25 protein-coding genes are annotated in these 24688 nt (G+C 74.2%); 15 read left to right on the forward strand and 10 right to left on the reverse strand.

What is annotated here, in order from left to right:
- Window positions 1–170: 170 nt before the first annotated feature.
- The 5 genes from ACGFZP_RS01230 (at window position 171) to ACGFZP_RS01250 (ending at window position 5920) form a co-directional block, all read left to right on the forward strand.
- On the forward strand, window positions 171–1385 hold the full coding sequence (locus ACGFZP_RS01230; protein ID WP_392927336.1) for a sensor histidine kinase: 1215 nt from the start codon (window positions 171–173) through the stop codon (window positions 1383–1385).
- Window positions 1382–2056, forward strand: a complete 675-nt coding sequence (locus tag ACGFZP_RS01235; protein WP_392927337.1) for a response regulator — start codon at window positions 1382–1384, stop codon at window positions 2054–2056. The genes ACGFZP_RS01230 and ACGFZP_RS01235 overlap by 4 nt, the downstream gene beginning before the upstream one ends.
- 254 nt (window positions 2057–2310) lie before the next feature.
- Entirely contained in the window at window positions 2311–2595 is a 285-nt protein-coding gene (locus tag ACGFZP_RS01240) for an SHOCT domain-containing protein (protein WP_387940037.1), read from the forward strand.
- Window positions 2592–3347: an ABC transporter ATP-binding protein gene (locus tag ACGFZP_RS01245; RefSeq protein WP_392927340.1), complete on the forward strand. Its 756-nt coding sequence runs from the start codon at window positions 2592–2594 to the stop codon at window positions 3345–3347. Before ACGFZP_RS01240 ends, ACGFZP_RS01245 begins: the two co-directional genes overlap by 4 nt.
- Window positions 3344–5920, forward strand: coding sequence for an ABC transporter permease (locus ACGFZP_RS01250; protein ID WP_392927342.1), 2577 nt, complete (start codon window positions 3344–3346; stop codon window positions 5918–5920). The genes ACGFZP_RS01245 and ACGFZP_RS01250 overlap by 4 nt, the downstream gene beginning before the upstream one ends.
- 149 nt (window positions 5921–6069) lie before the next feature.
- On the opposite strand, the gene ACGFZP_RS01255 is transcribed toward ACGFZP_RS01250, so the two are convergent.
- The 3 genes from ACGFZP_RS01255 to ACGFZP_RS01265 form a co-directional block, all read right to left on the reverse strand.
- Entirely contained in the window at window positions 6070–6969 is a 900-nt protein-coding gene (locus tag ACGFZP_RS01255) for a metallophosphoesterase family protein (RefSeq protein WP_392927345.1), read from the reverse strand.
- A 221-nt stretch (window positions 6970–7190) separates the two neighbouring features.
- Window positions 7191–7478 carry a DUF4190 domain-containing protein gene (locus tag ACGFZP_RS01260; RefSeq protein ID WP_392927346.1) on the reverse strand — a complete coding sequence of 96 codons (288 nt, stop codon included), beginning with the start codon at window positions 7476–7478 and terminating at the stop codon, window positions 7191–7193.
- A gap of 108 nt (window positions 7479–7586) precedes the next feature.
- Window positions 7587–7742 carry a hypothetical protein gene (locus ACGFZP_RS01265; protein ID WP_392927348.1) on the reverse strand — a complete coding sequence of 52 codons (156 nt, stop codon included), beginning with the start codon at window positions 7740–7742 and terminating at the stop codon, window positions 7587–7589.
- Window positions 7743–7862: 120 nt separating this feature from the next.
- Between ACGFZP_RS01265 and ACGFZP_RS01270 the strand changes: the two genes are divergently transcribed.
- The 6 genes from ACGFZP_RS01270 (at window position 7863) to ACGFZP_RS01295 (ending at window position 14491) form a co-directional block, all read left to right on the forward strand.
- On the forward strand, window positions 7863–8492 hold the full coding sequence (locus ACGFZP_RS01270; RefSeq protein WP_392927351.1) for a TetR family transcriptional regulator: 630 nt from the start codon (window positions 7863–7865) through the stop codon (window positions 8490–8492).
- A gap of 120 nt (window positions 8493–8612) precedes the next feature.
- Window positions 8613–9506: a serine protease gene (locus ACGFZP_RS01275; RefSeq protein ID WP_392927353.1), complete on the forward strand. Its 894-nt coding sequence runs from the start codon at window positions 8613–8615 to the stop codon at window positions 9504–9506.
- A 123-nt stretch (window positions 9507–9629) separates the two neighbouring features.
- Window positions 9630–11093, forward strand: coding sequence for a S28 family serine protease (locus tag ACGFZP_RS01280; RefSeq protein ID WP_392927356.1), 1464 nt, complete (start codon window positions 9630–9632; stop codon window positions 11091–11093).
- A gap of 221 nt (window positions 11094–11314) precedes the next feature.
- The gene (locus ACGFZP_RS01285) at window positions 11315–11944 is read left to right on the forward strand and encodes a TetR/AcrR family transcriptional regulator (RefSeq protein ID WP_392927358.1); all 630 of its coding nucleotides are present in this window, start codon (window positions 11315–11317) and stop codon (window positions 11942–11944) included.
- Entirely contained in the window at window positions 11928–13562 is a 1635-nt protein-coding gene (locus ACGFZP_RS01290) for an acyl-CoA dehydrogenase family protein (RefSeq protein ID WP_392927359.1), read from the forward strand. Before ACGFZP_RS01285 ends, ACGFZP_RS01290 begins: the two co-directional genes overlap by 17 nt.
- A complete protein-coding gene (locus ACGFZP_RS01295) occupies window positions 13559–14491 on the forward strand; it encodes an amidohydrolase family protein (RefSeq protein ID WP_392927361.1) in 933 nt (310 codons plus the stop codon). Before ACGFZP_RS01290 ends, ACGFZP_RS01295 begins: the two co-directional genes overlap by 4 nt.
- Window positions 14492–14660: 169 nt before the next feature.
- Here the strand turns inward: ACGFZP_RS01295 and ACGFZP_RS01300 are convergent, their stop codons facing one another.
- A complete protein-coding gene (locus ACGFZP_RS01300) occupies window positions 14661–15479 on the reverse strand; it encodes an inositol monophosphatase family protein (protein ID WP_392927364.1) in 819 nt (272 codons plus the stop codon).
- Window positions 15480–15601: 122 nt separating this feature from the next.
- Here ACGFZP_RS01300 and ACGFZP_RS01305 point away from each other — a divergent pair, with 122 nt between their 5' ends.
- On the forward strand, window positions 15602–16588 hold the full coding sequence (locus ACGFZP_RS01305; protein ID WP_392927367.1) for an Lrp/AsnC family transcriptional regulator: 987 nt from the start codon (window positions 15602–15604) through the stop codon (window positions 16586–16588).
- 65 nt (window positions 16589–16653) lie between these two features.
- Here ACGFZP_RS01305 and ACGFZP_RS01310 read toward each other — a convergent pair whose 3' ends face one another.
- Both ACGFZP_RS01310 and ACGFZP_RS01315 read right to left on the reverse strand, forming a co-directional pair.
- Window positions 16654–17136 carry a DUF2269 family protein gene (locus ACGFZP_RS01310; RefSeq protein ID WP_392927369.1) on the reverse strand — a complete coding sequence of 161 codons (483 nt, stop codon included), beginning with the start codon at window positions 17134–17136 and terminating at the stop codon, window positions 16654–16656.
- A gap of 238 nt (window positions 17137–17374) precedes the next feature.
- A complete protein-coding gene (locus tag ACGFZP_RS01315; RefSeq protein WP_392927371.1) occupies window positions 17375–18091 on the reverse strand; it encodes a 4'-phosphopantetheinyl transferase family protein in 717 nt (238 codons plus the stop codon).
- Between the two features lie 226 nt (window positions 18092–18317).
- Here ACGFZP_RS01315 and ACGFZP_RS01320 point away from each other — a divergent pair, with 226 nt between their 5' ends.
- Window positions 18318–19784, forward strand: a complete 1467-nt coding sequence (locus tag ACGFZP_RS01320) for a choice-of-anchor A family protein (protein ID WP_392927373.1) — start codon at window positions 18318–18320, stop codon at window positions 19782–19784.
- A gap of 129 nt (window positions 19785–19913) precedes the next feature.
- Here ACGFZP_RS01320 and atpF read toward each other — a convergent pair whose 3' ends face one another.
- The 4 genes from atpF to ACGFZP_RS01340 form a co-directional block, all read right to left on the reverse strand.
- Entirely contained in the window at window positions 19914–20438 is a 525-nt protein-coding gene (gene atpF / locus ACGFZP_RS01325; RefSeq protein ID WP_392927374.1) for a F0F1 ATP synthase subunit B, read from the reverse strand.
- Between the two features lie 111 nt (window positions 20439–20549).
- A complete protein-coding gene (locus ACGFZP_RS01330; RefSeq protein ID WP_392927376.1) occupies window positions 20550–21215 on the reverse strand; it encodes a TetR/AcrR family transcriptional regulator in 666 nt (221 codons plus the stop codon).
- 79 nt (window positions 21216–21294) lie between these two features.
- Window positions 21295–22524, reverse strand: a complete 1230-nt coding sequence (gene kynU, locus ACGFZP_RS01335) for a kynureninase (protein ID WP_392927378.1) — start codon at window positions 22522–22524, stop codon at window positions 21295–21297.
- 14 nt (window positions 22525–22538) lie between these two features.
- Window positions 22539–23369, reverse strand: a complete 831-nt coding sequence (locus tag ACGFZP_RS01340; protein WP_392927380.1) for a tryptophan 2,3-dioxygenase — start codon at window positions 23367–23369, stop codon at window positions 22539–22541.
- 290 nt (window positions 23370–23659) lie between these two features.
- Here ACGFZP_RS01340 and ACGFZP_RS01345 point away from each other — a divergent pair, with 290 nt between their 5' ends.
- Window positions 23660–24094: an Lrp/AsnC family transcriptional regulator gene (locus ACGFZP_RS01345; RefSeq protein ID WP_392927382.1), complete on the forward strand. Its 435-nt coding sequence runs from the start codon at window positions 23660–23662 to the stop codon at window positions 24092–24094.
- Window positions 24095–24134: 40 nt separating this feature from the next.
- Window positions 24135–24668 (forward strand): NADPH-dependent FMN reductase, encoded by a 534-nt coding sequence (locus ACGFZP_RS01350; RefSeq protein WP_392927384.1) that lies wholly within the window; start codon window positions 24135–24137, stop codon window positions 24666–24668.
- The last annotated feature ends 20 nt before the right edge of the window (window positions 24669–24688 follow it).

The following is a 24688-nucleotide window of genomic DNA, read 5'->3' on the forward strand; positions in this document are numbered from 1 at the left end:
CCCCGGGGGGGCGGGCCCGGGGGGGGGGGGGGGGGGGGGGGGGGGGGGGCCCGGGGGGCGGGGTGGGCCCCCGGCGGGGGGGGGGGGGGGGGCGCCCCCCGGGGGCCCCCCCCCCCCCCCCCGCCGAGGGGTGACGCGCGAGGCCGGGCCCGGGGTCTAGCCTTCCGGGCATGACGCCGCCTATGCCCGAACCGCCGGAGGAGCACCCCGAGCCGTGGAGTCCCCCCTGGGTACGGGCCGCCAAGGCCGGCTGGCCGGTCGCGCTGGCCCTGGTGGTCGCGGTGCTGCAGGTGGCCGGGACGGGCGCGGCGGCCCGGCACCAGCCCGACCGGGTCGCCCTGGACGCCCTCGGCTACGCGCTGCTGCTGATCGGGCCGGCGCTGTTGGTGCTGCGCCGCCGCCGGCCGGTGGCGGCGGTCGCCGGGACCGCGGCCGTCACGGTGGTGTACCTGGTCGCCGGGTACCCGTACGGGCCGGTCTTCGCGAGCTGGGTGATCGCCTGCTGCGTGGCGGTCCAGGCCGGGTACCGGTGGGCCGCCTGGGCCGGCCTCGGCGCGGTCTACCTGATCCACCTGCTGACCACCTTCGTGCTGCCCGCGGACTGGCTGCGCGCGCCGCCGTCCGCGATCGTGTGGTGGCAGGAGCTGGAGGTGGTGGCCTGGCTGCTGCTGGTGGTGTCGGTCGCCGAGCTGGTGCGCTTCCGGGGGGAGCGGATCGCCGCGCACCATGCGTACCGGCAGCAGCTGAAGGAGCGCCGGGCGAACGAGGAACGGCTGCGGATGGCCCGCGAGTTGCACGACATCCTGGGGCACAGCCTGTCGTTGATCACCGTTCAGGCCGGGGTCGGCCTGGAGCTGTTCGACACCCGGCCCGAGCAGGCCCGCGAGGCGCTGGCCACCATCAAGGCCACCAGCAGGGAGGCGCTCGGCGAGGTCCGCCAGGTGCTCGGGACGCTGCGCGGACCGGAGGCGGCACCGCGCGGCCCGGCGCCCGGGCTGGGCCGGCTCGACGAGCTGACCGAACAGGCGGACCGGGTCGGGCTGGAGGTCGAGGTGCACGAGACGGGCCGTCGGCGCGGCCTTCCCCCCACCGCCGACCTGACCGCCTTCCGGATAGTCCAGGAGGCGCTGACCAACGTGGTCCGGCACTCGGCCGCCCGGCAGGCGGCCGTCGTCCTGGACTGGACGGACCCGGCCGCCCTGCTCGTCGAGATCGTCGACCCCGGGCCGGCCGTCCTCGGCGACGCGGGCGGCACCGGCAGCGGGCTGGCGGGGATGCGGGAGCGGGTGGCCGCGTTCGGCGGCACCATCGAGGCGGGGCGGCTGCCGAACGGCGGGTTCCGGGTCCGGGCGACACTGCCCACGGCCGAGGCGGAGGGCAAGTGATCCGAGTACTGCTGGCGGATGACCAGAGGCTGCTCCGGGCGGGCATCCACGCGCTGGTCGACCTGCAGGAGGACATGACCGTGGTCGGCGAGGCCGTCGACGGGGAGGAGGCCGTCCGGCTGGCCCGCGAACTCCTCCCGGACGTCGTCCTGATGGACATCCGGATGCCCCGCATGGACGGCCTGGAGGCGACCAGGCAGATCGCCGCCGACCCGGCCCTCGCCGCGGTGCGGGTGGTCGTGGTGACCACCTTCGAACTGGACGAGTACGTCTTCGAGGCGCTGCGCTCGGGCGCGGCCGGCTTCCTGGTCAAGGACACCGAGCCGGCCGACCTGCTGCGTGCCGTACGGGTCGCGGTGGAGGGGGACGCGCTGCTCTCGCCCGGGGTGACGCGGCGGCTGATCGGCGAGTTCGCCGTCCGCTCCAAGGCGCCGGAGGCCGCGGCCGTCCTGTCGGACGTCTCCGTGCTCACCGAGCGGGAGCGGGAGGTGCTGGCGCTGGTCGGCATGGGTCTGTCCAACGAGGAGATCGCCCGCCGGCTCGTGGTCAGCCCGCTCACCGCGAAGACGCACGTCAGCCGGGCCATGGTGAAACTCGGGGCCCGCGACCGGGCCCAACTGGTCGTGCTGGCCTACGAGTCCGGGCTGGTGCGGCCGGGCTGGCTGGGTTGATCCGGTTGGGTTGATCCGGCTGGGTTGATCCGGCTGGGTTGATCCGGCGGCGGAGGTGCGCCCGGAGCAGCGGGTCGCGGTTGCGGCGGGGTTCGTACTCCCGGCCCCTTGCCACGGCGGCGTCCGTACTCCCGGTGGAGTATCCCAACTGCCGCTGCCGGTAGGACGCGAGAGTACGCCCCCCGGCGGGAGGCTCAAGGCACCTCGGGAAGCGCCCGAGGCCCTGAAAGCCACCGCCGAGGAGCTGAACCACCATGTACACGCTGCTGGCCGACCACGACGGGCACTGGCCCGGCCCGTGGATCCTGCTGATTCCGCTGGCCTGGGCCGCCGTGGTGTTCCTGGCGATCGTCGTCCTGCGTAGGACGTTCTGGCGCCGGGGCTGCGGAGCGGGGCCGGACGCGCCGCTGGCGGTCCTGGGCCGCCGCTTCGCCGAGGGCGACATCGACGCCGACGAGTACCGCGCGAAGCGGGCCGTCCTCACCGAGCCGCACCGCGAGCAGGGCCGCGCGCAGTACCGCGGGGGTACGGGCAAATGACCACCCTCGATGTCGTGCACGACACCGCCGCGCGGGTCGCCGACGCCGTCAAGATCTACGGCGTCGGCGGCACCGAGGTCCGGGCGCTGGACCACGTCACGGTCGGGTTCCCGGCCGAGCGGTTCACCGCGATCATGGGACCGTCCGGCTCCGGGAAGTCCACCCTGATGCACTGCGCGGCGGGGCTCGACACCCTCACCGCGGGCAGCGCCTACATCGGGGAGACGGAGCTCGGCCGCCTCGGCGACCGGCGGCTGACCCTGCTGCGCCGCGAGCGGATCGGCTTCGTCTTCCAGGCCTTCAACCTGGTCCCCACGCTGACCGTCCGGGAGAACATCACCCTCCCGCTCGACCTCGCCGGCACCGCCCCCGACCAGGCCTGGCTGGACGGGCTGATCGACGTCGTCGGCCTCGGCGACCGGCTGCACCACCGCCCGAGCGAGCTCTCCGGCGGCCAGCAGCAGCGCGTCGCCGTGGCCAGGGCGCTCGCCGGACGGCCGCAGGTGGTCTTCGCCGACGAGCCCACCGGCAACCTCGACTCCCGCACCGGCGGCGAGGTGCTCGGCCTGCTGCGGCGCGCGGTGGACGAGATGGGGCAGGCCGTCGTCATGGTCACCCACGACCCGATGGCCGCCGGGTACGCCGACGAGGTGCTGTTCCTCGCCGACGGCCGCCTCGTCGACCGGATGGACCACCCCACCGCGGGCCGGGTGCTGGACCGGATGAAGGCCTTCGAGAAGGGCCGCTCATGAGCTCCTCCGCCACTCTCCGGATCAGCCTGCGCTCCCTCAACGCCCACCGTCGGCGCCTGGCCGGCACCCTCCTCTCGATCCTGCTCGGGGTCTCCTTCCTGACCGGGACGATGGTGCTCGGCGGCACCCTGCGGGCCAACTTCGACACCCTCTTCGCCGACGCCAACGCCGGTACCGACGCGGTGGTCCGCAGTGCCGACGTCCTGGACTCCCCGGGGACGCCGGGCGGGGTCCGGGCGCCGGTCGACGCCGCGCTGGCCGACCGGCTGCGCAGCGTGCCGGGGGTCGCCGCCGCCGAGCCGTCCATCCAGGGCGCCGGGCAGCTGGTCGGCAGCGACGGCAAGGCGATCGGCGGGCAGGGGCCGCCCACCCTCGCCGGCAACTGGCTGGCCGACGGCCGGCTCAACCCCTACCGGCTCGCCGAGGGCCGGGCCCCGGCCGCACCCGGCGAGGCGGTGGTGAACCGGGGCGCGGCGAAGACGGGCGGACTCCACCTCGGCTCCACCACCGTGCTGCGCACTCCGGATCCGGTGACGGTCACCATCGTCGGCATCGCCACCTTCGGGGAGAGCGCCGACGGGATGGGCCCGAGCACCTTCACCGCACTGACCCTCGCCGACGCCGAGCGCCACCTCACGCCCCGGGGGTCCGGGCAGGCCAGCTCGATCCAGGTCAGGGCGGCGGGCGGCCTCTCGCAGCGCGACCTGGTGGCGCGGATCAGCCCGCAGCTGCCGGGTGGCGTGGAGGCGGTCACCGGCGCGGCGGCCACCCAGGAGAGCACCGCGATGGTGTCCGGGCGGTTCCTGAGCATGTTCACCACCCTGCTGCTGGTCTTCGCGGGGATCGCGCTGCTGGTGGCGACCTTCACCATCCACAACACCTTCGCCATCGTGGTCGCCCAGCGGACGAGGGAGAACGCGCTGCTGCGGGCACTCGGGGCGGTCCGCGGCCAGGTCCTCGGGGCAACGCTGGTGGAGGCGGTGGCGATCGGGGTGCTGGCCTCACTGGGCGGGCTGCTCGGCGGCATCGGGGTGGCCGCGGGCCTCAAGGCGCTGTTCTCGGTGCTGGGCTTCTCGCTGCCGACCGGCGGCATGGTGATCAGCACGGCCGCCGTGGTGCTGCCGTTGCTGGTCGGCACGGCGGTGGCGGTGGGATCCGCGCTGCTGCCGGCCGTCCGGGCCGGTCGCACCGCGCCGCTGGCGGCGCTGCGCGAGACCGGTGTGGATCGGGCCGCCCAGGGGCGCTCCGGCCTGGTCCGGGTGGTGCTCGGTGCGCTGCTGCTCGCCGGCGGGGTCCCGACCGCCGTGCTCGGGGCGACCGACGGCCCGTCCGTCCCGCTGACCACCGGCGGCGCGCTCGCGGTGCTGGCCGGCATGGTGGTGCTCGGTCCGGTCGCCGCCGCCTTCGCCGTTCGGGCGCTGGGTGCGCCGCTGTCCCGGCTGCGCGGGGTCCCCGGCACGCTGGCCCGGCGCAATGCGGCCCGCAATCCGCGCCGTACGGCGGCCACGGCGAGCGCGCTGATGATCGGTGTCGCGGTGGTCACGCTGTTCACGGTCTTCGGCGCGTCCATCAAGGCCACCCTGGACGACACCGTGGACGCCTCCTTCGCGGGCGATCTCGCCGTCACCGCGCCCTCGTTCGGCGCGGGCGGCAGCGGGGTCAGCCCGAAGCTGGCCGACGCTGTCGCCCAACTGCCCGAGGTGCGGCAGACGGTGGGCCTCGGTCGCGGGGTGGCCCGGATCGACGGCCACGGGCGGGTCCTTGATGTGACCGACCCGGCGCGACTGGCCGGGATCGTGGACCTCGGCCGGGTCGACGGCGCGCTCGACGCCCTCGGCACGGACGGACTGGCGGTGTCGCGCAGCGAGGCGGCGCAGCGCGGCTGGCGGCTCGGCCAGAGCGTCACGGTGGGCTTCGCGGACGGCGCCGGCGGGCCGTTCACGGTCCGAGCCCTGTACGAGGGCGGCGGGTTGGCGGGCGACTACCTGATAACCCGGCAGGCCTGGGCCCCGCACCGGGGACAGGACGCCGACACGATGGTGGCCGTCGGGCTGAAGAGCGGTGTCGCGCTGGGCGCGGGCAAGGCCGCCGTGGAGAAGGCGTCCGCACCCTTCGGCAACCCGCGGGTGCAGGACCGGGACGAGTACGCGGAGAGCGCCGCGGGCGGGGTCGACATGATGCTGTCGGTGGTCTACGCGCTTCTCGCGCTGGCGGTGCTGATCGCGCTGCTCGGCATCGCCAACACGTTGACCCTCGCCGTGCACGAGCGGACCAGGGAGCTGGGGCTGCTGCGGGCGGTCGGGCAGACCAGGGCGCAGCTGCGGGGCATGGTGCGCTGGGAGTCGGTGCTGGTGGCCGCCTTCGGGACGGTCGGAGGGCTCGGCCTCGGGGCGTTTCTCGGGTGGGCGCTGGTCCGGGCCTCGGACGGCGCGGGCACCGGGTCGTTCGCGATACCGCCGGGGCAGCTCTCGGTGGTGCTGGCGGCCGGGTTGCTGGCCGGTGCGGTGGCCGGGCTGCGTCCGGCGGGCCGGGCGGCGCGGCTGGACGTGCTGCGGGCGATCGCGGCGGAGTGAGAGCGGCCGGGAGGCCGGGCGGGGGCGGGTGGGGCGGTGCCGGCAGACCGGGCGTGGAGCACGGGCCCGCCGCCTCCCGCCTTACCGCCCCCGCCCGGCCCGCCCTCGCCCCACCTGGCTTCAGGACCGTCAGCGGCCGTCGGCAGCCGTCAGTCGGCCTGCGGGAAGACCTGCCGCAGCAGCGGCTTCGGCAGGCCGCGGCGGTGCCACTCGCGGGGGTAGCCGAGCGAGACCTCCTCGAAGCGGACGCCGTCGTACGTGGTCTCCCGGGGGATGTGCAGATGGCCGTAGATCATCGCCGCGGTGTTGAAGCGGCGGTGCCAGTCGGCCGTCAGCTCGGTGCCGCACCACTGGGCGAACTCCGGGTACCAGAGGATCTCGGTGGGGTGGCGGACCAGCGGGTAGTGGTTGACCAGGACGAGCGGCAGCTCCGGGTCGCAGGCAGCCAGCCGCTGCTCGGTGATCCGGACGCGCTCACGGCACCAGGAGTCGCGGTCCGGGAAAGGGTCCGGGTGCAGCATGCGCTCGTCCGCGCAGACCACGCCGCTGGCGTACGCGGCCTCCAGGGACTCCTCCTTGGTGGTCGTCCCCGGCGCACGGAAGGAGTAGTCGTAGAGCAGGAACAGCGGGGCGACGGCGACTGGTCCGCCGGCTCCCTCCCAGACGGGGTACGGGTCCTCGGGGGTGACGACACCGAGGCCGCGGCACATCTCCACCAGGTGCTCGTAGCGGGCCACGCCGCGCAGCTGCACCGGGTCGTCGGGGTGGGTCCACAGCTCGTGGTTGCCGGGGGCCCACACCACGCGGGCGAAGCGCTCGGCGAGCAGGCCCAGGGTCCACTCGATGGTGGTGGAGATCTCGGCGATGTCCCCGGCGACGATCAACCAGTCGTCGGGGGAGTCGGGTTGCAGCTTCTCCACCAGGTCGCGGTTCTCCTGGTAGGAGACGTGTAGATCGCTCACGGCGAGCAGTCGGCCTCCCCGCCCGGCTCCTCCGCCCTGCCCCGATCGTGCGTCGTTGTGCTGCTCGGTCGTCACTCCAGCCCCCATGTCGTCACCCGGCCGATGTCGCCACAGTACGGGTGCCGACCGCCTCCGCGCCGCAGGTTGGCTGGATCAGTCGTTCGATCGGGGTGGCGTGGCCTGCGAGGTTGGCCGGTGCGCGCCGCCGGCTGCGCGGGCCGCCTTCCCGGCCTTCCGGGCTTTTCCGGCGTTCGCAGTGTTCCGACGTTCGAGGCGTCCCCGCGTCCCCGGCGGCCCGCCCGCGGGGCTCAGTCGCCGATCTGCCAGAGCACGCCGTGGCCGGCGGCGGTGGTGACGGCCAGGATCGCCAGGGCGGCGACGCCCAGGGCGAGTCCGAGCGCGGCCCGTCCGCGGCGGCGGGTGCCCCGGACGAGTGCGAGCGTGCCGAGGGTGATGGCGAGCGGCCCGAGGACGATGTTGAAGAGCAGCAGTCCGGGCAGGCCCAGCAGGAAGGAGGCGACGGCCAGGTTGTCGGCCTCGACGGTGGACGGGGCCTGACGGTCCCCGGTGGTGCGCGGGCTCATGGTGGCGCTCATGGTGGTGGCTCCTTCGGTGGTCGTCTCGGACGTGGGGTCGAAGTGGGGTCGGACAGGGTCGGCGCCGCCGCGGTCGCGCGGCTGCCGCGCGTCGGTGCTGCCGCAGCCTCAGCGCTGCCGCAGGCGGCTGAGGTGCTCGCGGGCGCCGAACGCCAGCAGCCAGGCGGCGATGGCCCCGGCGGCGGTGAGGAAGACCGGCAGGGAGGTGTGGGCGGCGGCGCCCACGATGACGCCCATGGCGACCAGGGCGGTGAGCAGGATCATGGTGTGGCCCCTCCGATGGGACTCGGCCCGACGGGCTTTCGGTTTACAAGTGTTCGCTGAATCCGCTGCCACTCTACGCCCGGCTGGCCAAAGTCGGCAAACACTTGTTTACTGAATGGCGTGAGTCACACCGTCGGGGCCAGACAGGCCCAGAAGCAGCAGAGTCGGCGCGCCTTGCTGGATGCGGGGCTGCGCCTGCTGGTCGATCAGAACCTGGCGAGCCTCGGCGTGCGCGAGGTCACCCGGGAGGCCGGGCTGTCGCCGGCCGCGTTCTACCGGCACTTCCCGGATCTCGCCGCGCTCGGCGTGGCCCTGGTGGAGGAGTCGCTCGCCAGCCTCCATGTGCTGGTCCGCGCGGTGCTCGCCGGGGAGGGCGGCGCCGAGGAGCTGATCGACCGGACGGTGGACGTCATCGAGCAGCACGTCCGCGAACACCGCCCGCACGTCAGGTTCCTGGCGCGTGAGCGGCACGGGGGAGTGCGGCCGGTGCGCGAGGCGATCGACGCCGAGATGGGCCGGTTCGCCGAGGAGGTCGGCGCGGCGCTCGCGCTTCAGCCGGTGTCGGAGGGGTGGAGCGGCGAGGACCTGCGGATGCTGGCCGAGCTGTACGTCGACCACATGGTCTCCACCGCCGCCGCCTTCCTGGAGGCGCACGAGGCCGACCCGGCCCGTGAGCGGCGCATCGCCGCCACCGCCCGGCTTCAGCTGCGCCTGATCAGCCTCGGTCGCCGTCACTGGCAGGGGAGTTGAGGGGATGTCCGGCGACGGGGTGACCGGAATGTGTCAATGACCTCTCGGTCGCGGCCCGACTCTTGACATCACGTCATGTCCGCGACAGCTTTGGTGCACCCCCACACCGAGAGGTCTCTCATGAAGAAGCCGCTCATAGGCATGGTCGCCGCGCTCGTGTTCGCCGGGGCCACCGCCCTCGCCGGAGCCGCCCCCGCAACCGCCGCACCGGCGGCACCTGTCGCCCAGGACGCCGCCGAATCCCAGACCGCACTGACGACCCGGTCGTCGCAGGTCGCGGCCGCCGTCAACTTCGCCGGCACGGTGGCGCTCAGCAACTGTTCGGGCTCGCTGGTCCGGCTCCCCAAGTCGACCGCGAGCGACCCGGCCCTGATCCTCTCCAACGGCCACTGCCTGGAGACCGGGATGCCCGGCCCCGGCGAGGTGGTCGTCAACCGGTCCTCCAGCCGCACGTTCTCGCTGCTCAGCTCGACCGGCTCGAAGCTCGGCACGGTCCGGGCCACCAAGGTGGTCTACGGCACGATGACCGACACCGATGTGTCGATCTACCAGCTGAACACCAGCTACGCCTCGATCCAGTCGCAGTACGGGATCGCCCCGCTGACCATCGCCGCGACGCACCCCGTGCAGGGCACCTCGATCAAGGTCGTCTCCGGGTACTGGAAGAAGATCTACTCCTGCTCGGTCGACGGCTTCGTCTACCGCCTCAAGGAGGGTGACTGGACCTTCAAGGACTCGGTCCGTTACACCTCCAGCTGCAACACCATCGGCGGCACCTCCGGCTCGCCCGTCGTCGACACCGCCACCGGCCAGGTCGTTGCCGTCAACAACACGGGCAACGAGGACGGCGAGACCTGCACCGTCAACAACCCGTGCGAGGTCGACCAGAGTGGCAAGGTGACGGTCCGCAAGGGCATCAACTACGCCCAGGAGACCTACGGCATCCCGGCCTGCTTCGCCGCCGGCAACCGCCTCGACCTCACCCTGCCCGGCTGCGCCCTGCCGCGCCCTTGACCAGCACTTTCGTTCCGGTGGGCCATCCGCGATCCGCGGGTGGCCCACTCGGCCGTCTACCGGGCGGCCGAGCTGTCGGTCAGTACCACTGATCTGTTGATCCATTGACCCGATGGAGAGTTGATGTCCACCAAGCTCAGAAGACTGCTGGTTGCCGTCCTGCTGATACCCCTGCTCGCCGTCGGAGGCCTGGCGGCGCCCGCGTTCGCGCAGGGCGCCCCCGACAGCGCGGACGCCGCCGCCGCGGCCTCGGGTGACATCAAGGACCGCCTGGCGGCGATCCCCGGGATGACCGTCACCGAGGAGCAGCCGACGGACGCCGAGCACCGCTACTTCCTGCTCACCTACACCCAGCCGATCGACCACTCCCGCCCCTGGCTGGGCACCTTCCAGCAGCGGCTCAGCGTGCTGCACCGCGGCTTCGACCGCCCGACCGTGTTCTACACCAACGGCTACAGCCTGCGGACCACCCCCTCGCGCACCGAGCCGACCCGGCTGACCGACGGCAACCAGGTCTCCATCGAGTACCGCTACTTCACGCCGTCCCGCCCCGAGCCGGCCGACTGGACCAAGGCCGGCATCCGCCAGGCCGCCGCCGACTCGCACCGGATCATCACCGCGCTGAAGCGGATCTACCAGCACGAGTGGCTCTCCACCGGCGCCAGCAAGGGCGGCATGTCCTCGGTCTACCACCGCCGCTTCTACCCGGACGACGTCGACGGCACCATCGCGTACGTGGCGCCGAACGACGTCGACAACCGCGAGGACGCCGCCTACAGCGCGTTCTTCCGCAACGTGGGCACCCCCGAGTGCCGGGCCACCCTGGAGGCCGCCCAGCGGGAGCTCCTGGTCCGCCGCGACCGCCTGGAGGCCCGCTACACGGCCGACAACGCCGCCGCCGGCTCGACCTTCACCACCACCGGCAGTGCCGACCGGGCCTACGAGGCGGGCGTGCTCGACGTGGTCTGGGCGTTCTGGCAGTACAGCACCGAGGCGGACTGCGCCGGCGTTCCGACGGCCGCCTCCACCGACGACCAGCTGTACGCCTGGTTCGACGCCCAGTCCGGCATCACCGGCAACAGCGACCAGTCGCTCGCCGGATACACCGCCTACTACTACCAGGCGGGCACCGAGCTGGGCTCGCCCAGCTTCGACGTCTCCCGCCTCAAGGGCCTGCTGCACTACGACTACAACGAGCTGTACTCGCCGCGCACCTACGTGCCGAAGAGCATCCCGCTGCGCTTCGACCCCTCCGCGATGCGCGACATCGACCGCTGGGTGAGGAACTCGGCCGAGCGGATCATCTTCGTCTACGGGCAGAACGACCCGTGGGGCGCCGAGCCGTTCCGCCTCGGCCGGGGCAGCGAGGACAGCTACGTCTACACCGTGGCCGGCGGCAACCACGGCTCCAACATCGGCAAGCTGTCGGCCGGTGAGTCGGCCGCGGCCACCGCCAAGGTCCTGGAGTGGGCCGGTCTCGGCGACGCCGACGGCGCCTCCGCGCGCTCCCTCACCGCGGCCCACCGGATCCCGCCGTTCGGCCCGCTGGACGCCGAGGGTCTGAAGCTGGAGCGCGACCGCCCGTAGCGGCGAACCGCGGCGAACCGCGGCGAAACCGCACACCGCACACCGCACACCTCCGAGGGGTCACCCGCCGGCGCACAACGGGCCGACGGGTGGCCCCTCGCCCTGTGCGGCCCGAAGAGCGGCGCGCACCCGCAGACGCACGCCCCCTGCGCCCGCGGGGTGCCGCACGAAGTACCGCCCGCCCCCTCCCCGAAGCAGTGAATCAGTGCTTCAATGCTTCCATGGCCTACCGACGCACGCCCGCCGTGCAAGCCCGCCTGGACGCCCAGCGCGAGGCGGTGCTCCAGGCCGCCGCCGGGCTGCTCGCCGAGCGCGGTTACGGCGGCTGCTCGATGGCCGCCGTCGCGGACCGCGCCAGGATCGCCACCGGCAGCCTCTACCAGCACTTCGCCAACAAGGCCGAGCTGTCCGTCGAACTGTTCCGCCGGGTGGTCAACCGCGAGATCGCCGCCGTCAACGAGGCCGTGGCCCGCCGGGAGGACCCGCAGGAGCGGATCGCCGCCGTGGTCGAGACCTTCGCGGCCCGCGCCCTGCGCGCCCCCCGGCTCGCCTACGCGCTGCTGGTCGAACCGGCCGACGCCGTCGTGGACGCCGAACGCCTGGTGTTCCGGCGGGCGTTCCGCGATGTGATCGCGGCCCAGATCACCGCCGCCGTGGCGGTCGGCCGGCTGCCCCGCCAGGATCCGGACCTGACCGCCGCCGCGCTGGTCGGCGCGGTCGCCGAGGCCCTGGCCGGACCGCTGGCCGCGGCCCACACCCCCGTCTCCGGGGACGCCCCGCCCGAGGTGGTCCCCGCTCTGGTCTCCTTCACCCTGCGTGCCCTGGGAGGACGCGATGACAGCGACGCATGAGGTCACCAACCAGGTGCCCCTGCCGTACGGACAGGACACCGCCGCCGACCCGGCCCTGCTGGCCGCCCTGCACCGCGCCGGCGCCGGCTGGGCCGAGCCCGAGCTGCACGAACTCGGCCGCCTGGCCGGCTCCGAGCAGGCCGCCGAGTGGGGCCGGACGGCCAACGAGAACCCGCCGGTGCTGCGCACCCACGACCGCTTCGGCCACCGGATCGACGAGGTGGAGTTCCACCCGTCCTGGCACGAGCTGATGCGCACCGCCGTCGGCCACGGCCTGCACGCCGCGCCCTGGCGGGACGACCGCCCCGGCGCGCACACCGCCCGGGCCGCCAAGTTCCACGTCTGGGGCCAGGTCGAGGCCGGCCACACCTGCCCGATCTCGATGACCTACGCCTCGGTGCCCGCACTGCGCGCCACGCCCGCGCTGGCCGCGGAGCTGGAGCCGCTCCTGGCCTCCACCGAGTACGACTTCGGGCTGCGCGAGCCGCACGGCAAGCGCGGTCTGATCGCCGGCATGTCGATGACCGAGAAGCAGGGCGGCTCGGACGTCCGCACCAACACCACCACCGCCGTCCCGCAGGCCGACGGCACCTACCGGCTCACCGGCCACAAGTGGTTCACCTCGGCGCCGATGTCCGACCTCTTCCTGACGCTCGCGCAGGCGCCGGGCGGGCTCAGCTGCTTCATGCTGCCGCGGATCCTGCCGGACGGCGCCCGCAACCGCCTGCTGCTGCAGCGGCTCAAGGACAAGCTGGGCAACAAGTCCAACGCCTCCGCCGAGATCGAGTACGACGGCGCGGTCGGCTGGCTGGTCGGCGAGGAGGGGCGGGGCGTGCCGACCATCATCGAGATGGTCAACATGACCCGGCTGGACTGCACCGTCGGAGCCGCCTCCGGCATGCGCCTGGGCGCCACCCGGGCCGTCCAGCACGCCATGTACCGAAGGGCGTTCGGCAAGGCCCTGATCGACCAGCCGCTGATGCGCAACGTCCTCGCCGACCTGGTCGTCGAGTCCGAGGCGGCCACCACCGTGGCGATGCGGCTGGCCCACGCCACCGACCTGGCCCTCGCCGGGGACGCGACCGAGGCGCTGGTGCGCAGGCTGGGGCTGGCCGTCGCCAAGTACTGGGTCTGCAAGCGCGGTCCGGCGCACGCGGCCGAGGCGCTGGAGTGCCTCGGCGGCAACGGCTACGTCGAGGAGTCCGGCATGCCCCGCCTCTACCGCGAGGCGCCGCTGGTCTCGATCTGGGAGGGCTCCGGCAACGTGGCCGCCCTGGACGCGCTGCGCGCCATGGCCAAGCACCCGGAGACGGTGGAGGCCTTCCTCGGCGAGCTGGACGCGGCGGCCGGCGCCGACCGCCGGCTCGACTCCGCGGTCGCCGAACTGCGCAAGCAGCTCAGTGACCCGAGCGACCTGGAGTACCGCACCCGCCGACTGGTCGAGTCGATGGCGCTGGCCTTCCAGGGCGCACTGCTGGTCCGGCACGGCGACCAGGCGGTGGCCGACGCGTTCTGCGCCTCCCGGCTGGGCGGGGACCACGGCGCGGCCTTCGGCACCCTGCCGTCCGGACCGGACACCGGGGCGATCATCGACCGCGCCCGCCCGGTGCCCGCGTGAGCGGGCTCCCCGGCGGGGACGGCCTGCGCGGCGGGGGCGGCCTGCACGCCGAGGCGGCCGAGGTCCGGGCCTTCTGGCAGGGCCTCGGCCTGCCCGGCCTGATCGACGTCCACACCCACTTCATGCCGCAGAACGTCCTCGACAAGGTCTGGGCGTACTTCGACGCGGCCGGCCCGCTGGTCGGCCGGCCCTGGCCGATCACCTACCGCGAGGCGGAGGCCGAACGCGTCGAGCGGCTGCGGGAGTTCGGGGTCCGGGCGTTCACCGCGATGCTCTACCCGCACCGGCCGGGGATGGCGGCCTGGCTCAACGCCTGGGCCGCCGACTTCGCCGCCCGCACGCCCGACTGCCTGCACACCGCCACCTTCTTCCCCGAGCCGGAGGCTCCCGGCTACGTCGCCCGCGCACTCGCGGACGGCGCCCGGGTGTTCAAGGCGCACCTCCAGGTCGGCGGGTACGACCCGGTGGACCGGCTGCTGGACGAGGTCTGGGGCCTGCTCGCCGACACCGGCACACCCGTGGTCACCCACTGCGGATCCGGACCGGTCCCCGGCAAGCACACCGGGCCCGGCCCGATCGGCGAGGTGCTCGCCCGCCACCCGCGGCTCACCCTGGTGGTCGCCCACCTCGGCCTGCCGGAGTACTCCGACTTCCTCGACCTCGCCGAGCGCCACCCCCGGGTCCACCTCGACACCACCATGGCGTTCACCGACTTCGTCGAACGGGACACCCCGTTCCCGGCCGCCGAACTGCCGCGCCTCGGGCGGCTGCAGGGCCGCGTCCTGCTTGGCAGCGACTTCCCCAACATCCCGTACCGGTACGTCCACCAGCTGGACGCGCTGGCCCGGCTGGGCCTGGGGGAGGAGTGGCTGCGCGCGGTCTGCCACGACAACGCGGCCCGGCTCTTCGCACTGACCGCGGAGAACTGACCGCGGAGAACTGACCGCGGAGAACTGACCGCGGAGAACTGTCCGCAGAGTACTGTCCGCGGAGAACTGACCGCAGACGACTGACCGCGGAGAACCGACCCCGCGAACGGGCCACCGCGCAGGGCCCGCCGCGCAACGAGCACCCGAGGCGAGCCCCGGCGCCCCGGCGTCAGCCGACCGCCCGCAGCACCCCCACCGCCGCGCCGTGCAGGCCCGGCGCGGCGACGAGGAACCCGTCGGAGGCGGCCGTCCAGGCCGCCCCGGCGGTGTCCGTCACCGTCGCGCCCGCCTCGCCGGCGATCAGCGCGCCCGGCAGCAGGTTGCCCGCGTCGGCGCCGTACTCCCAGAACATCGCCAGATGCCCGGAGCCGACCTGGGCGACCTGCAGCGCGGTCGGCCCGAGGTTGCGCACCGCCAGCACCTCGCCCAGTACCGCCGCCAACGACCCGCCCGCCCGCCGCCGCGCCACCGGGTCGGCCGCCACCAGCGGAGGCTGGCTCGTCCCGGCGACGGCCGCCGCCAACTCCCGTTCCACCGGCGCGATCGCCCGCCCGTCCAGGTCGGCCCCGCCGCCCAGCACCGCCCGGTACGTCCGGCCGCCGAGCTGCGGCGCGTGCACCACGGCCAGCACCGCCCGCCCGTCCCTGACCAGGGTCGCGGTGACCGCCCAGTGCGGCATCCCGAGCAGGTACTGCACGGCGCCGTCGGTGGCGTCGCAGAGCCACCACTCGCCCTCGGCCGGCACCTCGCCCGCCAGCTCGTCCGTCAGCCACCCGGCTCCCGGGCGCAGTTCGCCCAGCAGCTCCCGCAGCCGCCCGGCGGCCGGGCCGTCCAGCTCGGCGAAGTGCGCCATCGCCTCCGCCACCGTCCGCGCGGGGGAGGGCTCGGCGGGCCGGGTCGACACCAGCAGCGCCCCGACCTCCCGCACCGCCGCCTCGACCGCGGGCAGCAGCTCCTGGAACTCCCCGATCCCCTGGGACACCCTCATCGTCCTGCTCCTGTCTTCCCGTCGACCAACGGACCGGTCCGCCGGCCCGACCGGACCAGGAGTACCGTCGGAGCGGCCGAACAGGACCCTCGCCCGCCGTTGAGTGGCGGAGATCGGACACCATGGACCTCTCCACCGCCGATCCGGACAGCACGCTGGACGCCCTGGACCGCCGCCTGGTCTGCGCCCTGCAGGTCGACGGCCGCGCCGGGACCGGCCGGATCGCCGAGGTGCTCGGCGTCTCGGCCCGCACCGTCACCCGCCGCCTCACCCGGATGCAGCAGGCCGGGGTGCTGCGCGTGGTGCGGCTGCCCGACGTCGAGGACGCCGCCGCCGGCGCGCTGATCCTGCGGGTGCGGGTCCTGCGCGGCAAGGTCGACACCATCGCGCAGTCCCTCGCCGACCGCCCCGACGTCCCCTTCGTGGACGTGATGCTCGGGGGCCAGGAGGTCGGCGCGGTCGTCCTCACCGACGCCGGTTCGCGCGACCGGCTGCTGTACGGGCAGCTCCCGGCCACCGCGGCCGTCACCGAGACCACCGCCCACGCCGTGCTGCACGCCTTCTGCGACGCCGGCCGGTGGCAGGCCGGGTACCTGGCCGAGGACGAGGCGGCCGCGCTCGCCCCGCCCCCCGCCGACACGCCCGCACCCCCGTTGGACGGGCTCGACCGCTCCCTGCTCGCCCGACTCGGCACCGACGCCCGGCAGTCCGACGCCGCGCTCGCGGCGGCCGTCGGCGCCCCGGAGTCGACCGTTCGCCGCCGCCTGCACAGGCTGGCCGCCGGGGGTCTGCTGCGCACCCATGCCACCGTCGACCCGCGGCTGCTCGGCATGGCCGTGGACGCCAACCTCTGGCTGGACGTCCCGCCCGGCCGACTCGCCGAGGTCGGTACGGCGCTGGCCCGCCACCCCCAGGTGCACGGCGTGTTCGCCACCAGCGGGCCGGCCGGTCTGCTGGCCACCCTGTTCTGCGCGGACCACGGCGGCCTCTACCGCTTCATCACCTCGACGCTCGGCCCGCTCGGCGTCACCGGGATCGAGACCGCGATCGTCGGCCGCGCGGTCAAACGGGCCGGCGTACCGCTCCAGCGCGGTCGGACCAGGCCCTGAGCCGCTGCCCCGCCCGTGCCCCGCTTCCGCCCCCGCCCCCGCCCCCGCTCCCGCCTCCGCGCCGCTCAGGCGCCGGTGGTCGAGCCCGGCCGGATGATCATCAGCACCACGACCACGGCCCAGAGCAGGTTGAACACTCCGGCCGTCATCGGCAGCGCCTTCAGGCCCTGCACCGCCTTGCCGTGCTCCGGGGCCTCGGCGCCCAGGTCGAGCGCGTCCACGGCGGCCTGCTGCGCGGGCAGGACGAACAGCAGCAGCGAGAGCGCGGCGAGGGCGGTGAGCACCATCGAGACGATCAGCCAGGACTGCCCGAGCACGTCCATCACCTGCGCCACACCGATGCCCATGAGCGGGACGGCGAGCCCCAGCAGCGCGTACACCTGGGTGATCCGGTGCAGCACCCGCAGCACCCCGGCGTCGGCGGCGGCCTCCGGCCCGCCGGCCAGTGCGGCCTTCGCCCGGCGCGGGAACATGCTGACGGCCACCGCGACCGGGCCTATGAACAGCACCGAGGCGAGGACGTGCAGGCTCAGCAGGAACTTGGCCATGGCGGAGACACCCTTTTTCCACACGGGGGCTGCGCGACGGGCAGCCGGGGCGTCCGGTTCCGAAGCCCCGGGCACGCACGCTAACACCGCTTATCCGGGCCTCGTCCGGCCGGGTCCCGCCCCGGTCAGGCCGGGGTCGGGCCCCGACCAGGGCCTCGACCGGAGACCGGCCATGGCCCCGACCAGGGCCTGAACCAGGGCCTGAACCAGGGCCCGGAGCGGACGCCCGCCCGGCCCCTCACACCCCCGGTGCGCCGGGCGTGAGCGCCACGACCCGCGGCGCGGCCGTGCTCACCGCGCAGACCGCCGCGCCCTGCGGGCCGTCCGCCCAGTCCAGCAGGTAGAGGTCCTGGTAGCGGCTGAGCAGTGGAGCGCCCGCGGGGACGTCGAGCGGCAGGGCGGAGAGGTCGACGGCGGAGAGGGTGTCCAGGCTGGTCCGGCCGATCTTGATCAGCGCCTCCTTGCGCACCCACTGCCGCAGGAACGCCCGGGCCGGCTCGGGGTGCGCCTCGACCAGGCGCAACTCGGCCGCGCCGAGCACCCGTTGGGCCACCTCGGTGAGGGCCCCGCTGCGCCCCGCCAGCTCCACGTCCACACCGATCGGGTGGTGCCCGGCGGCCGCCGCGACCACGCCCCGGGTATGGGACAGGCTCACATGGACGTCCGGGTGGTCCGGCAGGTAGGGCTTGCCGTGGTCGCCCTTTCCGCAGTCGGGGCAGTTCTGGGCCAGCGTCAGCCCGGCGGCCGGCACGCCGAGCAGCCGAGCCGCGCAGAGCCGGACCAGGACGTGCGCGGCGATGAAGTCCACCCGCCCCGCCTCGTACCGGAACCGGGCGGCCCGCTCGCGCTCGACGGTGGTGAGCAGGTGCTCGCCGGCCTCGGGATGCCGCAGGACGTCGGCGCTGGCGGCGACGGCGGCGATCGGGCCGCCCGGTTCCTGGTCCTCGGAAGTCATGCTCCCAACCTAACGGTGACGGCGCGGCACCCGGGTCAGCGCGCCCGTTCGGATGATCTTCGGATGGGTCCTGATGGTCTGTAGGGTACGGATCGTCCGAATTTGATATTGGATGTCGCAGATCGAGTCATTCGTGGCAGGTTCATAGGGCCTGTCCTTTTTTCATGCGCGGAGGAGTGTGTCGATGGGTCAGGGCACCGGTACGCCGGATCACAGAACGACCGCCGTGAGGGGACTCCCGGCGGCCCGCCGGCGCCGGGCGGTGCGGGTGGCGGTGGCCACGGCGATGGCGGCACTGCCGATGGCGGCGGTGCTGACCGTCGGTTCGGCCGCGCCGCTGGCCCCGCCGCTGGGAGCCTGCAGCGGCCCCGACTGCCCGAGCACCTGGCCGCCGCCGAACAACGGGGACTTCCCCGGCCGGGATGCCACCATCAACGTCTTCACCGGCGGCGACTACACGGTGAACGGCCGGGCCGCCGAGGCCGAGGGGAAGGTCGTCACCCTCGGGAACCTCACCATCGACAAGAGCCTGGGCGGTGGCGCCTTCAACATGGGCGTCGTCGGCGTCGGTTCGCGGGTCGTCCCGCCGAACGGCAGCGACTTCGTGACGGTCGGCGGCAACGTCGACGTGGTGGCCGGCAACTCCCTGCTCCTCGGCGGCAGCGACTCCCAGGGCCAGGCCTTCGGAAACCTCCGCTACGGCGGTACGGCCACCGGCACCATCAACATCGACCCGACCGGGCAGTCGATCAACGATCCCAACGCCGCGGCGCCGTACCAGTCGGTGCTCACCCAGATCGAGGACGTCTCCTCCTGCATCGCCAAGGCCACCGCCACCGGCACGGTGGCGGTCACCAGCAGCGAGGCGACCTTCACGGGTGACGGCACCAGCATGAAGCAGGTCTTCAACGTCCCCGGGAACCTCACTTCGCCGACCGGCGGGCAGATCGGCCTGGTCTTCACCAACATCCCGGCCGGCGCCACCGTCGTGGTCAACATGCTGTCGGCCGACCCGGTCATCAACACCTACACCGGGACGGGCCTGCCCGGTGACCCCACCACCGACATGCGCTCCAAGCTGATGTGGAACTTTCCCACCGCCACGAGCGCGCAGATCCTCGGCAGCGCGCAGTTCCAGGGCTCGGTCATGGCGGGCAACGCGGCCGGCACGACCACCATCGCCATCCCCGGCCTCAACGGGCGGGTCTACCTGGCGGGCAACCTGGTGCAGACCGGCAGCGGCGGCTACGAGATCCACAGCTACCCGTTCGACGGGGACCTCCCGGACTGCGAGGTGACGCCCAGCCCGACACCCAGCCCGACGCCGAGCCCGTCCCCCACCTCGCCGTCGCCGACCTCGCCGTCCCCGACGTCCCCCTCTCCGACCTCCCCCTCTCCGACGTCCCCGTCCCCGACCTCCCCCTCGCCTACCTCGCCGTCCCCGACGTCGGCCTCCTCGTCCCCGGCCCCCACCTCGACGAGCCCGGCGCCCACCAGCCCGACCACGCACCCGACCAGCCACCGCCCCACCAGCCACCGGCCGACCGGCGGCGGCTCGTCGGGCGGCGGCGGTGAACTGCCCTCCACGGGTGCGGGCAACGCCCCGGTCGTCTTCGGTCTGGCCGGTGTCGGTCTGCTGGGCCTCGGCGGTCTCGCCGTCCTGGCAGCCCGCCGGCGCGGCCGGCACAGCTAGGAGCCGTCCGCCCGCTGACTGGCGTCGACATCCCGTCGGGCCGCCCGGTGTTCGCACCGGGCGGCCCGACGGGCGTCCGGCGACAGGCCCGCCCCCGGCAGCTACAGCGACAGCGGCCGACGGGCCGGTTCAGTGCTCGTCGAAGAAGCGGCCCACCGTGCCGCGCTGCGCCGCGACGGCGGCCACCGACTCGCCGACCACCCGCCCGGCCAGGTCGACGGCCAGCTCGCCCACGTCCTGGCGCAGCAGGACGGCGGCCATGGCCTGGTCGACGCTGATCCGGGCCTGGGCCTCGGCGACCAGCCGGTCGCGCTCGCGGACGCCCTCCGCCCGGGCCGCCGCGATCAGGGCCGCGCCCTGCTCGGCGGCCTCCTGGCGGATCCGGGCGGCCTCGTGCCGGGCCCCGGCCAGTTCGCGCTGGCGGGCCTCGAAGGCCTGCTCGGCCTCCGCGCGGAGCGCCTCGGCCCGCTCGATGCCGCCCTCGATCACATCGTGCCGATCGGCCAGGACCCGCTCCACCCGCGGCAGCACCCGGCGGCCCAGCAGCCAGACCATCAGAAGGAAGCAGAGCAGGCCGAAAACCAGCTCGACCGGTTCGGGCTTGAGCGGGCCGAGTTCCATGTGCGTCCCCCCGGTGTGATGACGGGTCGTCACCAGGGATCCTGCCCGGGCCGGGATGGCTCTGAACTCCATTGCCCCATGGCGTACTTCAAGGTCGGCCGCCGGTGCCAGTGGTGGTGGTGGCGGCCGTGCCGGCCGGGCCGTTCACGGGGCGCTGCGGTGCGGGGCGGGCGCGGTGAGCATCGCGGCGGACATCGCGCGCAGGTCGGCGAGGAAGGCCTCCTCGCCGGTCAGCGGGGTGCTCCCGGTGAGGTACTGCTGCGCCCGGTCGGCCAGCGCCGCGCCGATCAGGGTGAGCACCAGGTCGATCCGCTCCAGCCGGAGGGGTTCGGGGAGGTCCCGGACGCGGTCCTCGACCATCTCGACGACCCGCCGGTGGCCTCCGCCCGTCGGCGCCGACGCTGACGTCGGCTGCGGGGCCCGGGCGCGGACGCCGCCGTGGTGGTTGATCTGGGCGGCGATCCGCAGGCAGTACCGCCCCTGCCGGGTGCGCAGCTCGGTGGCCTCGGCCGCGATCAGCGCACCCAGCAGGTCGGGCAGGTCCGCCACGCCGGTCGGGCCGGTCGGGTCGAGCCCGGCCAGACGCGGCGCGAGGGCCTGCCCGGTGCGCTCCTGGCGTGCGGCCATGATCGCGTCCAGCAGGCCCTCGCGGGAGCCGAAGTGGTACTGCACTGCGGACGGGTTGCCCTGTCCGGCGAGCCTGGTGATGTCCCTGGTGGGGGCGCCCTCGACGCCGCGGGTGGCGAAGAGCTCCTCCGCGGCCCGCAGCAGCTTCTCGCGGGTCTCGTGGCCCGCCGACGTCCTTGCCATGGTGCGCGACGTTAATGCCCTGCATTACCAGGCGGCAAGGACCACCGGCCGCCGAAGCCGACGTCCTGGGGCGGACGTCCTAGGTGACCTCGCCCCGCCGGCCGAACCGCTCCGCCCGCCACTCGCCGGACTCCAGCACCTCGGCCAGCTGCCGCGCCGCGTCCCACACGTCCACGTACGACAGGTAGAGCGGGGTGAAGCCGAACCGCATCAGGTCCGGCGCCCGGAAGTCGCCGATCACCCCGCGCTCGATCAGCGCCTGCACCACGGGGTAGCCGTCCGCGTGCCGCAGGGCTACCTGGCTGCCGCGCCGGGCGTGCTCGCGGGGGGTCGCCACCTCGATCCCGTCCAGCCCCTCCGTCAGCGCGATGAACAGGTCCGTCAGGGCCAGGCTCTTGGTCCGCACCGCGGCGAGGTCGGCCCGCTCCCAGACGTCCAGGCTCGCCTCCAGCGCGGCCTGGCCGAGCAGCGAGGGCGAGCTGGTCAGGAACCGCCCGATGCCCTCCTTGGCGTCGTACCCGGGCTCGAAGGCGAACGGGCGGGCGTGTCCGAACCAGCCGCTCAGCGGCTGCTGCGGGCCGGCCTCCAGGTGGCGTCGGGCCACGTACAGGAAAGCGGGCGAGCCGGGGCCGCCGTTCAGGTACTTGTAGGTGCAGCCGACCGCGAAGTCCGCGCCGCTCGCACCCAGGGCGACCGGCAGCGCGCCGACCGCGTGGCAGACGTCCCAGACCATCAGCGCGCCCGCGGCCTGGACCCGGGCGGTGATCCCGGGCATGTCCAGCAGCTCGCCGGTGCGGTAGTCCACGTGCGAGAGGACGACCACGGCGACGTCCTCGTCCAGGTGCTCCGCCAGCTCGGCCGCCGAGGGCAGCAGTACGCTGCGGGCGCCCTCGACCAGGCCGGTCACGCCCTCGGCGATGTACAGGTCGGTGGGGAAGGCCGCGCCGTCGCCGAGCACGGTGCGCCGCCCGGGGCGCAGCCGCAGCGCGGCGGCCAGCACCTTGAACAGGTTCACCGAGGTGGTGTCGCAGACCACCACCTCGTCCGGCTCCGCGCCGACCAGCGGCGCGATCCGCCGGCCCAGCCGGTACGGCTGCTCGAACCAGCCGGCCTCGTTCCAGCTGCGGATCAGCTCCCGGCCCCACTCGGCCTCGACCACCTGCCGCACCCGCTCGGGGGTGCGGGCCGGCAGTGCGCCGAGCGAGTTGCCGTCCAGGTAGATGACACCCTCGGGCAGGGTGAACTCCTTGCGGAACGCCGCCAGCGGGTCGGCGGCGTCCAGCGCCGCGCAGTCGTCGCGCGTGATCATGCCCAGTCTCCCACTCACAGTTCGTTCCGGACGGTCCACAGCTCGGGGAACACGTCCTGCTCGGCGGACTTGCGCAGCCAGCTGAGGCCGCTGGACCCGCCCGAGCCCGGCTTGGCGCCCATCGAGCGCTTCACCGCGGCCAGGTGGCGCTGGCGCCAGCGGGTCACCCGCTCGGCGACGTCCAGCAGCGCCTCGGCGAGCGGCTGCAGGGCCGCGTACTCCGGGTCGGTGTAGACCTGCCGCCAGGCCGCCTCCACCGCCGCGTCGGCCCGGTAGCGCTGCTCGGACGGCTCGTGCGGCACCGCCAGGCCGCGCCGGGCGAGCAGCGCCAGCGCGTCGTCGTACAGGCCGGGGGAGCGCAGCACCTCGGTCAGCTCGGCCTGCGTCTGCGGCACCTCGTCGTACATCCGCAGCAGGGCCGGGTTCTTGTTGCCGAGCAGGAACTCCAGGTGCAGGAAGGCCGAGGACTGGAAGCCCGAGGCCTCGCCGAACACCGAGCGGAAGGAGTTGAACTCCTGCGGGGTCATGGTCGCCAGCAGGTCCCAGGACTGTGCCAGCACGTCCTGGACGTGGGTGCCGCGCCGCAGTGCCGCCAGCGCGGCCGGAACGTCCTCCTCGCGCAGCGCCTGCTGGGCGAGCGTCCACTCGTGCCGCAGCAGGTCGAACAGCAGCTCCATCACCTGGGTGGTGACGATGAACGACAGTTCGGCGGGCTCCTTGCTGCGCGGTTGCTGCAGGCTGTGCAGCTCGTCCAGCCGCGCGTAGCGGGCGTACGGAGTGCCCCGACCCGGCTCACCGCCCCGACCGAACGACAGGTTGGGTGTCTCCACCGTGTCGTGCCCCATCCCGATCCCTCCTGATGATCCGGCCGCTGCCGGGACCCCATTGTGCGGCGGCCCCGGCCCGCTCTTGAATGGGCTTCGGGTACGGTCACCGCACCCGGGCATTCCATTCGAAAGGTCTTTCAGCCGATCGGCCTTATGAATGAAAAACAGCTGATTCAAGCCACCCGGAGCCCGGCCGATCCGACCCCGATCCGCCCTGATCAGCGCCCTGCTCCGCGACCCGGACCACGCGCTGTTCCGACCCCGGTCCGCCCCTGACCCGACCCGATCCGAACCCTCCGGGAGCCGCCATGGACGCCGTCGACCGCCGCCTGCTCGCCGAGCTGCAGGCCGATGCCCGCCTCTCCTACAACGAACTCTCCCGCCGGGTGAGCCTCTCCGCACCCGCCGTCGCCGAACGGGTGCGCCGCCTGGAGGCCGACGGGGTGATCAGCGGCTACCACGCCCATGTGGACCCGGCCCGGGCCGGGCTGCCGATCACCGCGCTGGTCCAGCTGCAGTGCTACGGCCCGCGCTGCGTGCTGCGCGATCCCGAGGTGGCCCACTGGCCGGAGGTGCTCCAGCTGCACCGGGTCACCGGCGGGGCGTGCTGCGTGCTGCTGGTCGCGGTGCCCGCGATGGCCGCCTTCGAGGCCCTGATCGACCGCCTCGGCGGCTACGGCCAGCCCGCCAGCTCGATGATCCTCTCCAGCCCGGTGCCCTGGCGGCCGGTGGTCGCGCCCTGAGCCGCCGGTGTCCGCCGCCGGTCCGGTAGGGTGCGCGGCTATGCCGACAGACCGTCACATCCTGCTGATCCCGGGCAGCCTCCGGGCCGGTTCCGCCAACGAGACGGTGCTGCGCACCGCCGCCGCGGTCGCCCCCGAGGGCGTCACCACCGCGTACTACGCCGGGCTGGCCGAACTGCCGCACTTCAACCCCGACCACGACGCCGACCCGCTGCCGGAGGCGGTGACCGCGCTGAGGGACGCCATCGAGGCCGCCGACGGCCTGCTGATCTGCACCCCGGAGTACGCGGGCACGCTGCCGGGCTCCTTCAAGAACCTGCTGGACTGGACGGTCGGCGGCACCGAGATCTCGGACAAGCCCGCCGCCTGGATCAACGCCGCCGCGCCGGGCCGCGGCCAGGGGGCCGAGGCCACCCTGCGCACCGTGCTGGGCTACACCGGCGCCGCCGTGCTGGACGAGGCCTGCGCACGCATCCCGCTCGACCGCGGGGCCGTCGACGCCGAGGGCCTGGCCGCCGATCCGCTGGTCCGCGCGCAGATCGCCGAGGTCCTCACCAGGCTCGCCGCCGGCTGAGCCACGGCCCCGGTGCCCGG

The sequence above is a fragment of the Kitasatospora sp. NPDC048239 genome (genome assembly GCF_043202015.1).
Classification (GTDB): Bacteria; Actinomycetota; Actinomycetes; order Streptomycetales; family Streptomycetaceae; genus Kitasatospora.

Coding starts and splice junctions, on each gene's coding strand:
- ACGFZP_RS01245 (WP_392927340.1), top strand. CDS start 2,592: ATGACCACCCTCGATGTCGTGCACGACACCGCCGCGCGGGTCGCCGAC.
- ACGFZP_RS01300 (WP_392927364.1), bottom strand. CDS start 15,479: ATGAGGGTGTCCCAGGGGATCGGGGAGTTCCAGGAGCTGCTGCCCGCG.
- ACGFZP_RS01230 (WP_392927336.1), top strand. CDS start 171: ATGACGCCGCCTATGCCCGAACCGCCGGAGGAGCACCCCGAGCCGTGG.
- ACGFZP_RS01250 (WP_392927342.1), top strand. CDS start 3,344: ATGAGCTCCTCCGCCACTCTCCGGATCAGCCTGCGCTCCCTCAACGCC.
- ACGFZP_RS01265 (WP_392927348.1), bottom strand. CDS start 7,742: ATGATCCTGCTCACCGCCCTGGTCGCCATGGGCGTCATCGTGGGCGCC.
- ACGFZP_RS01350 (WP_392927384.1), top strand. CDS start 24,135: ATGCCGACAGACCGTCACATCCTGCTGATCCCGGGCAGCCTCCGGGCC.
- ACGFZP_RS01280 (WP_392927356.1), top strand. CDS start 9,630: ATGTCCACCAAGCTCAGAAGACTGCTGGTTGCCGTCCTGCTGATACCC.
- ACGFZP_RS01260 (WP_392927346.1), bottom strand. CDS start 7,478: ATGAGCGCCACCATGAGCCCGCGCACCACCGGGGACCGTCAGGCCCCG.
- ACGFZP_RS01345 (WP_392927382.1), top strand. CDS start 23,660: ATGGACGCCGTCGACCGCCGCCTGCTCGCCGAGCTGCAGGCCGATGCC.
- ACGFZP_RS01275 (WP_392927353.1), top strand. CDS start 8,613: ATGAAGAAGCCGCTCATAGGCATGGTCGCCGCGCTCGTGTTCGCCGGG.
- ACGFZP_RS01285 (WP_392927358.1), top strand. CDS start 11,315: ATGGCCTACCGACGCACGCCCGCCGTGCAAGCCCGCCTGGACGCCCAG.
- ACGFZP_RS01330 (WP_392927376.1), bottom strand. CDS start 21,215: ATGGCAAGGACGTCGGCGGGCCACGAGACCCGCGAGAAGCTGCTGCGG.
- ACGFZP_RS01315 (WP_392927371.1), bottom strand. CDS start 18,091: ATGACTTCCGAGGACCAGGAACCGGGCGGCCCGATCGCCGCCGTCGCC.
- ACGFZP_RS01310 (WP_392927369.1), bottom strand. CDS start 17,136: ATGGCCAAGTTCCTGCTGAGCCTGCACGTCCTCGCCTCGGTGCTGTTC.
- ACGFZP_RS01255 (WP_392927345.1), bottom strand. CDS start 6,969: ATGGGGGCTGGAGTGACGACCGAGCAGCACAACGACGCACGATCGGGG.
- ACGFZP_RS01340 (WP_392927380.1), bottom strand. CDS start 23,369: ATGGGGCACGACACGGTGGAGACACCCAACCTGTCGTTCGGTCGGGGC.
- ACGFZP_RS01240 (WP_387940037.1), top strand. CDS start 2,311: ATGTACACGCTGCTGGCCGACCACGACGGGCACTGGCCCGGCCCGTGG.
- kynU (WP_392927378.1), bottom strand. CDS start 22,524: ATGATCACGCGCGACGACTGCGCGGCGCTGGACGCCGCCGACCCGCTG.
- ACGFZP_RS01305 (WP_392927367.1), top strand. CDS start 15,602: ATGGACCTCTCCACCGCCGATCCGGACAGCACGCTGGACGCCCTGGAC.
- ACGFZP_RS01290 (WP_392927359.1), top strand. CDS start 11,928: ATGACAGCGACGCATGAGGTCACCAACCAGGTGCCCCTGCCGTACGGA.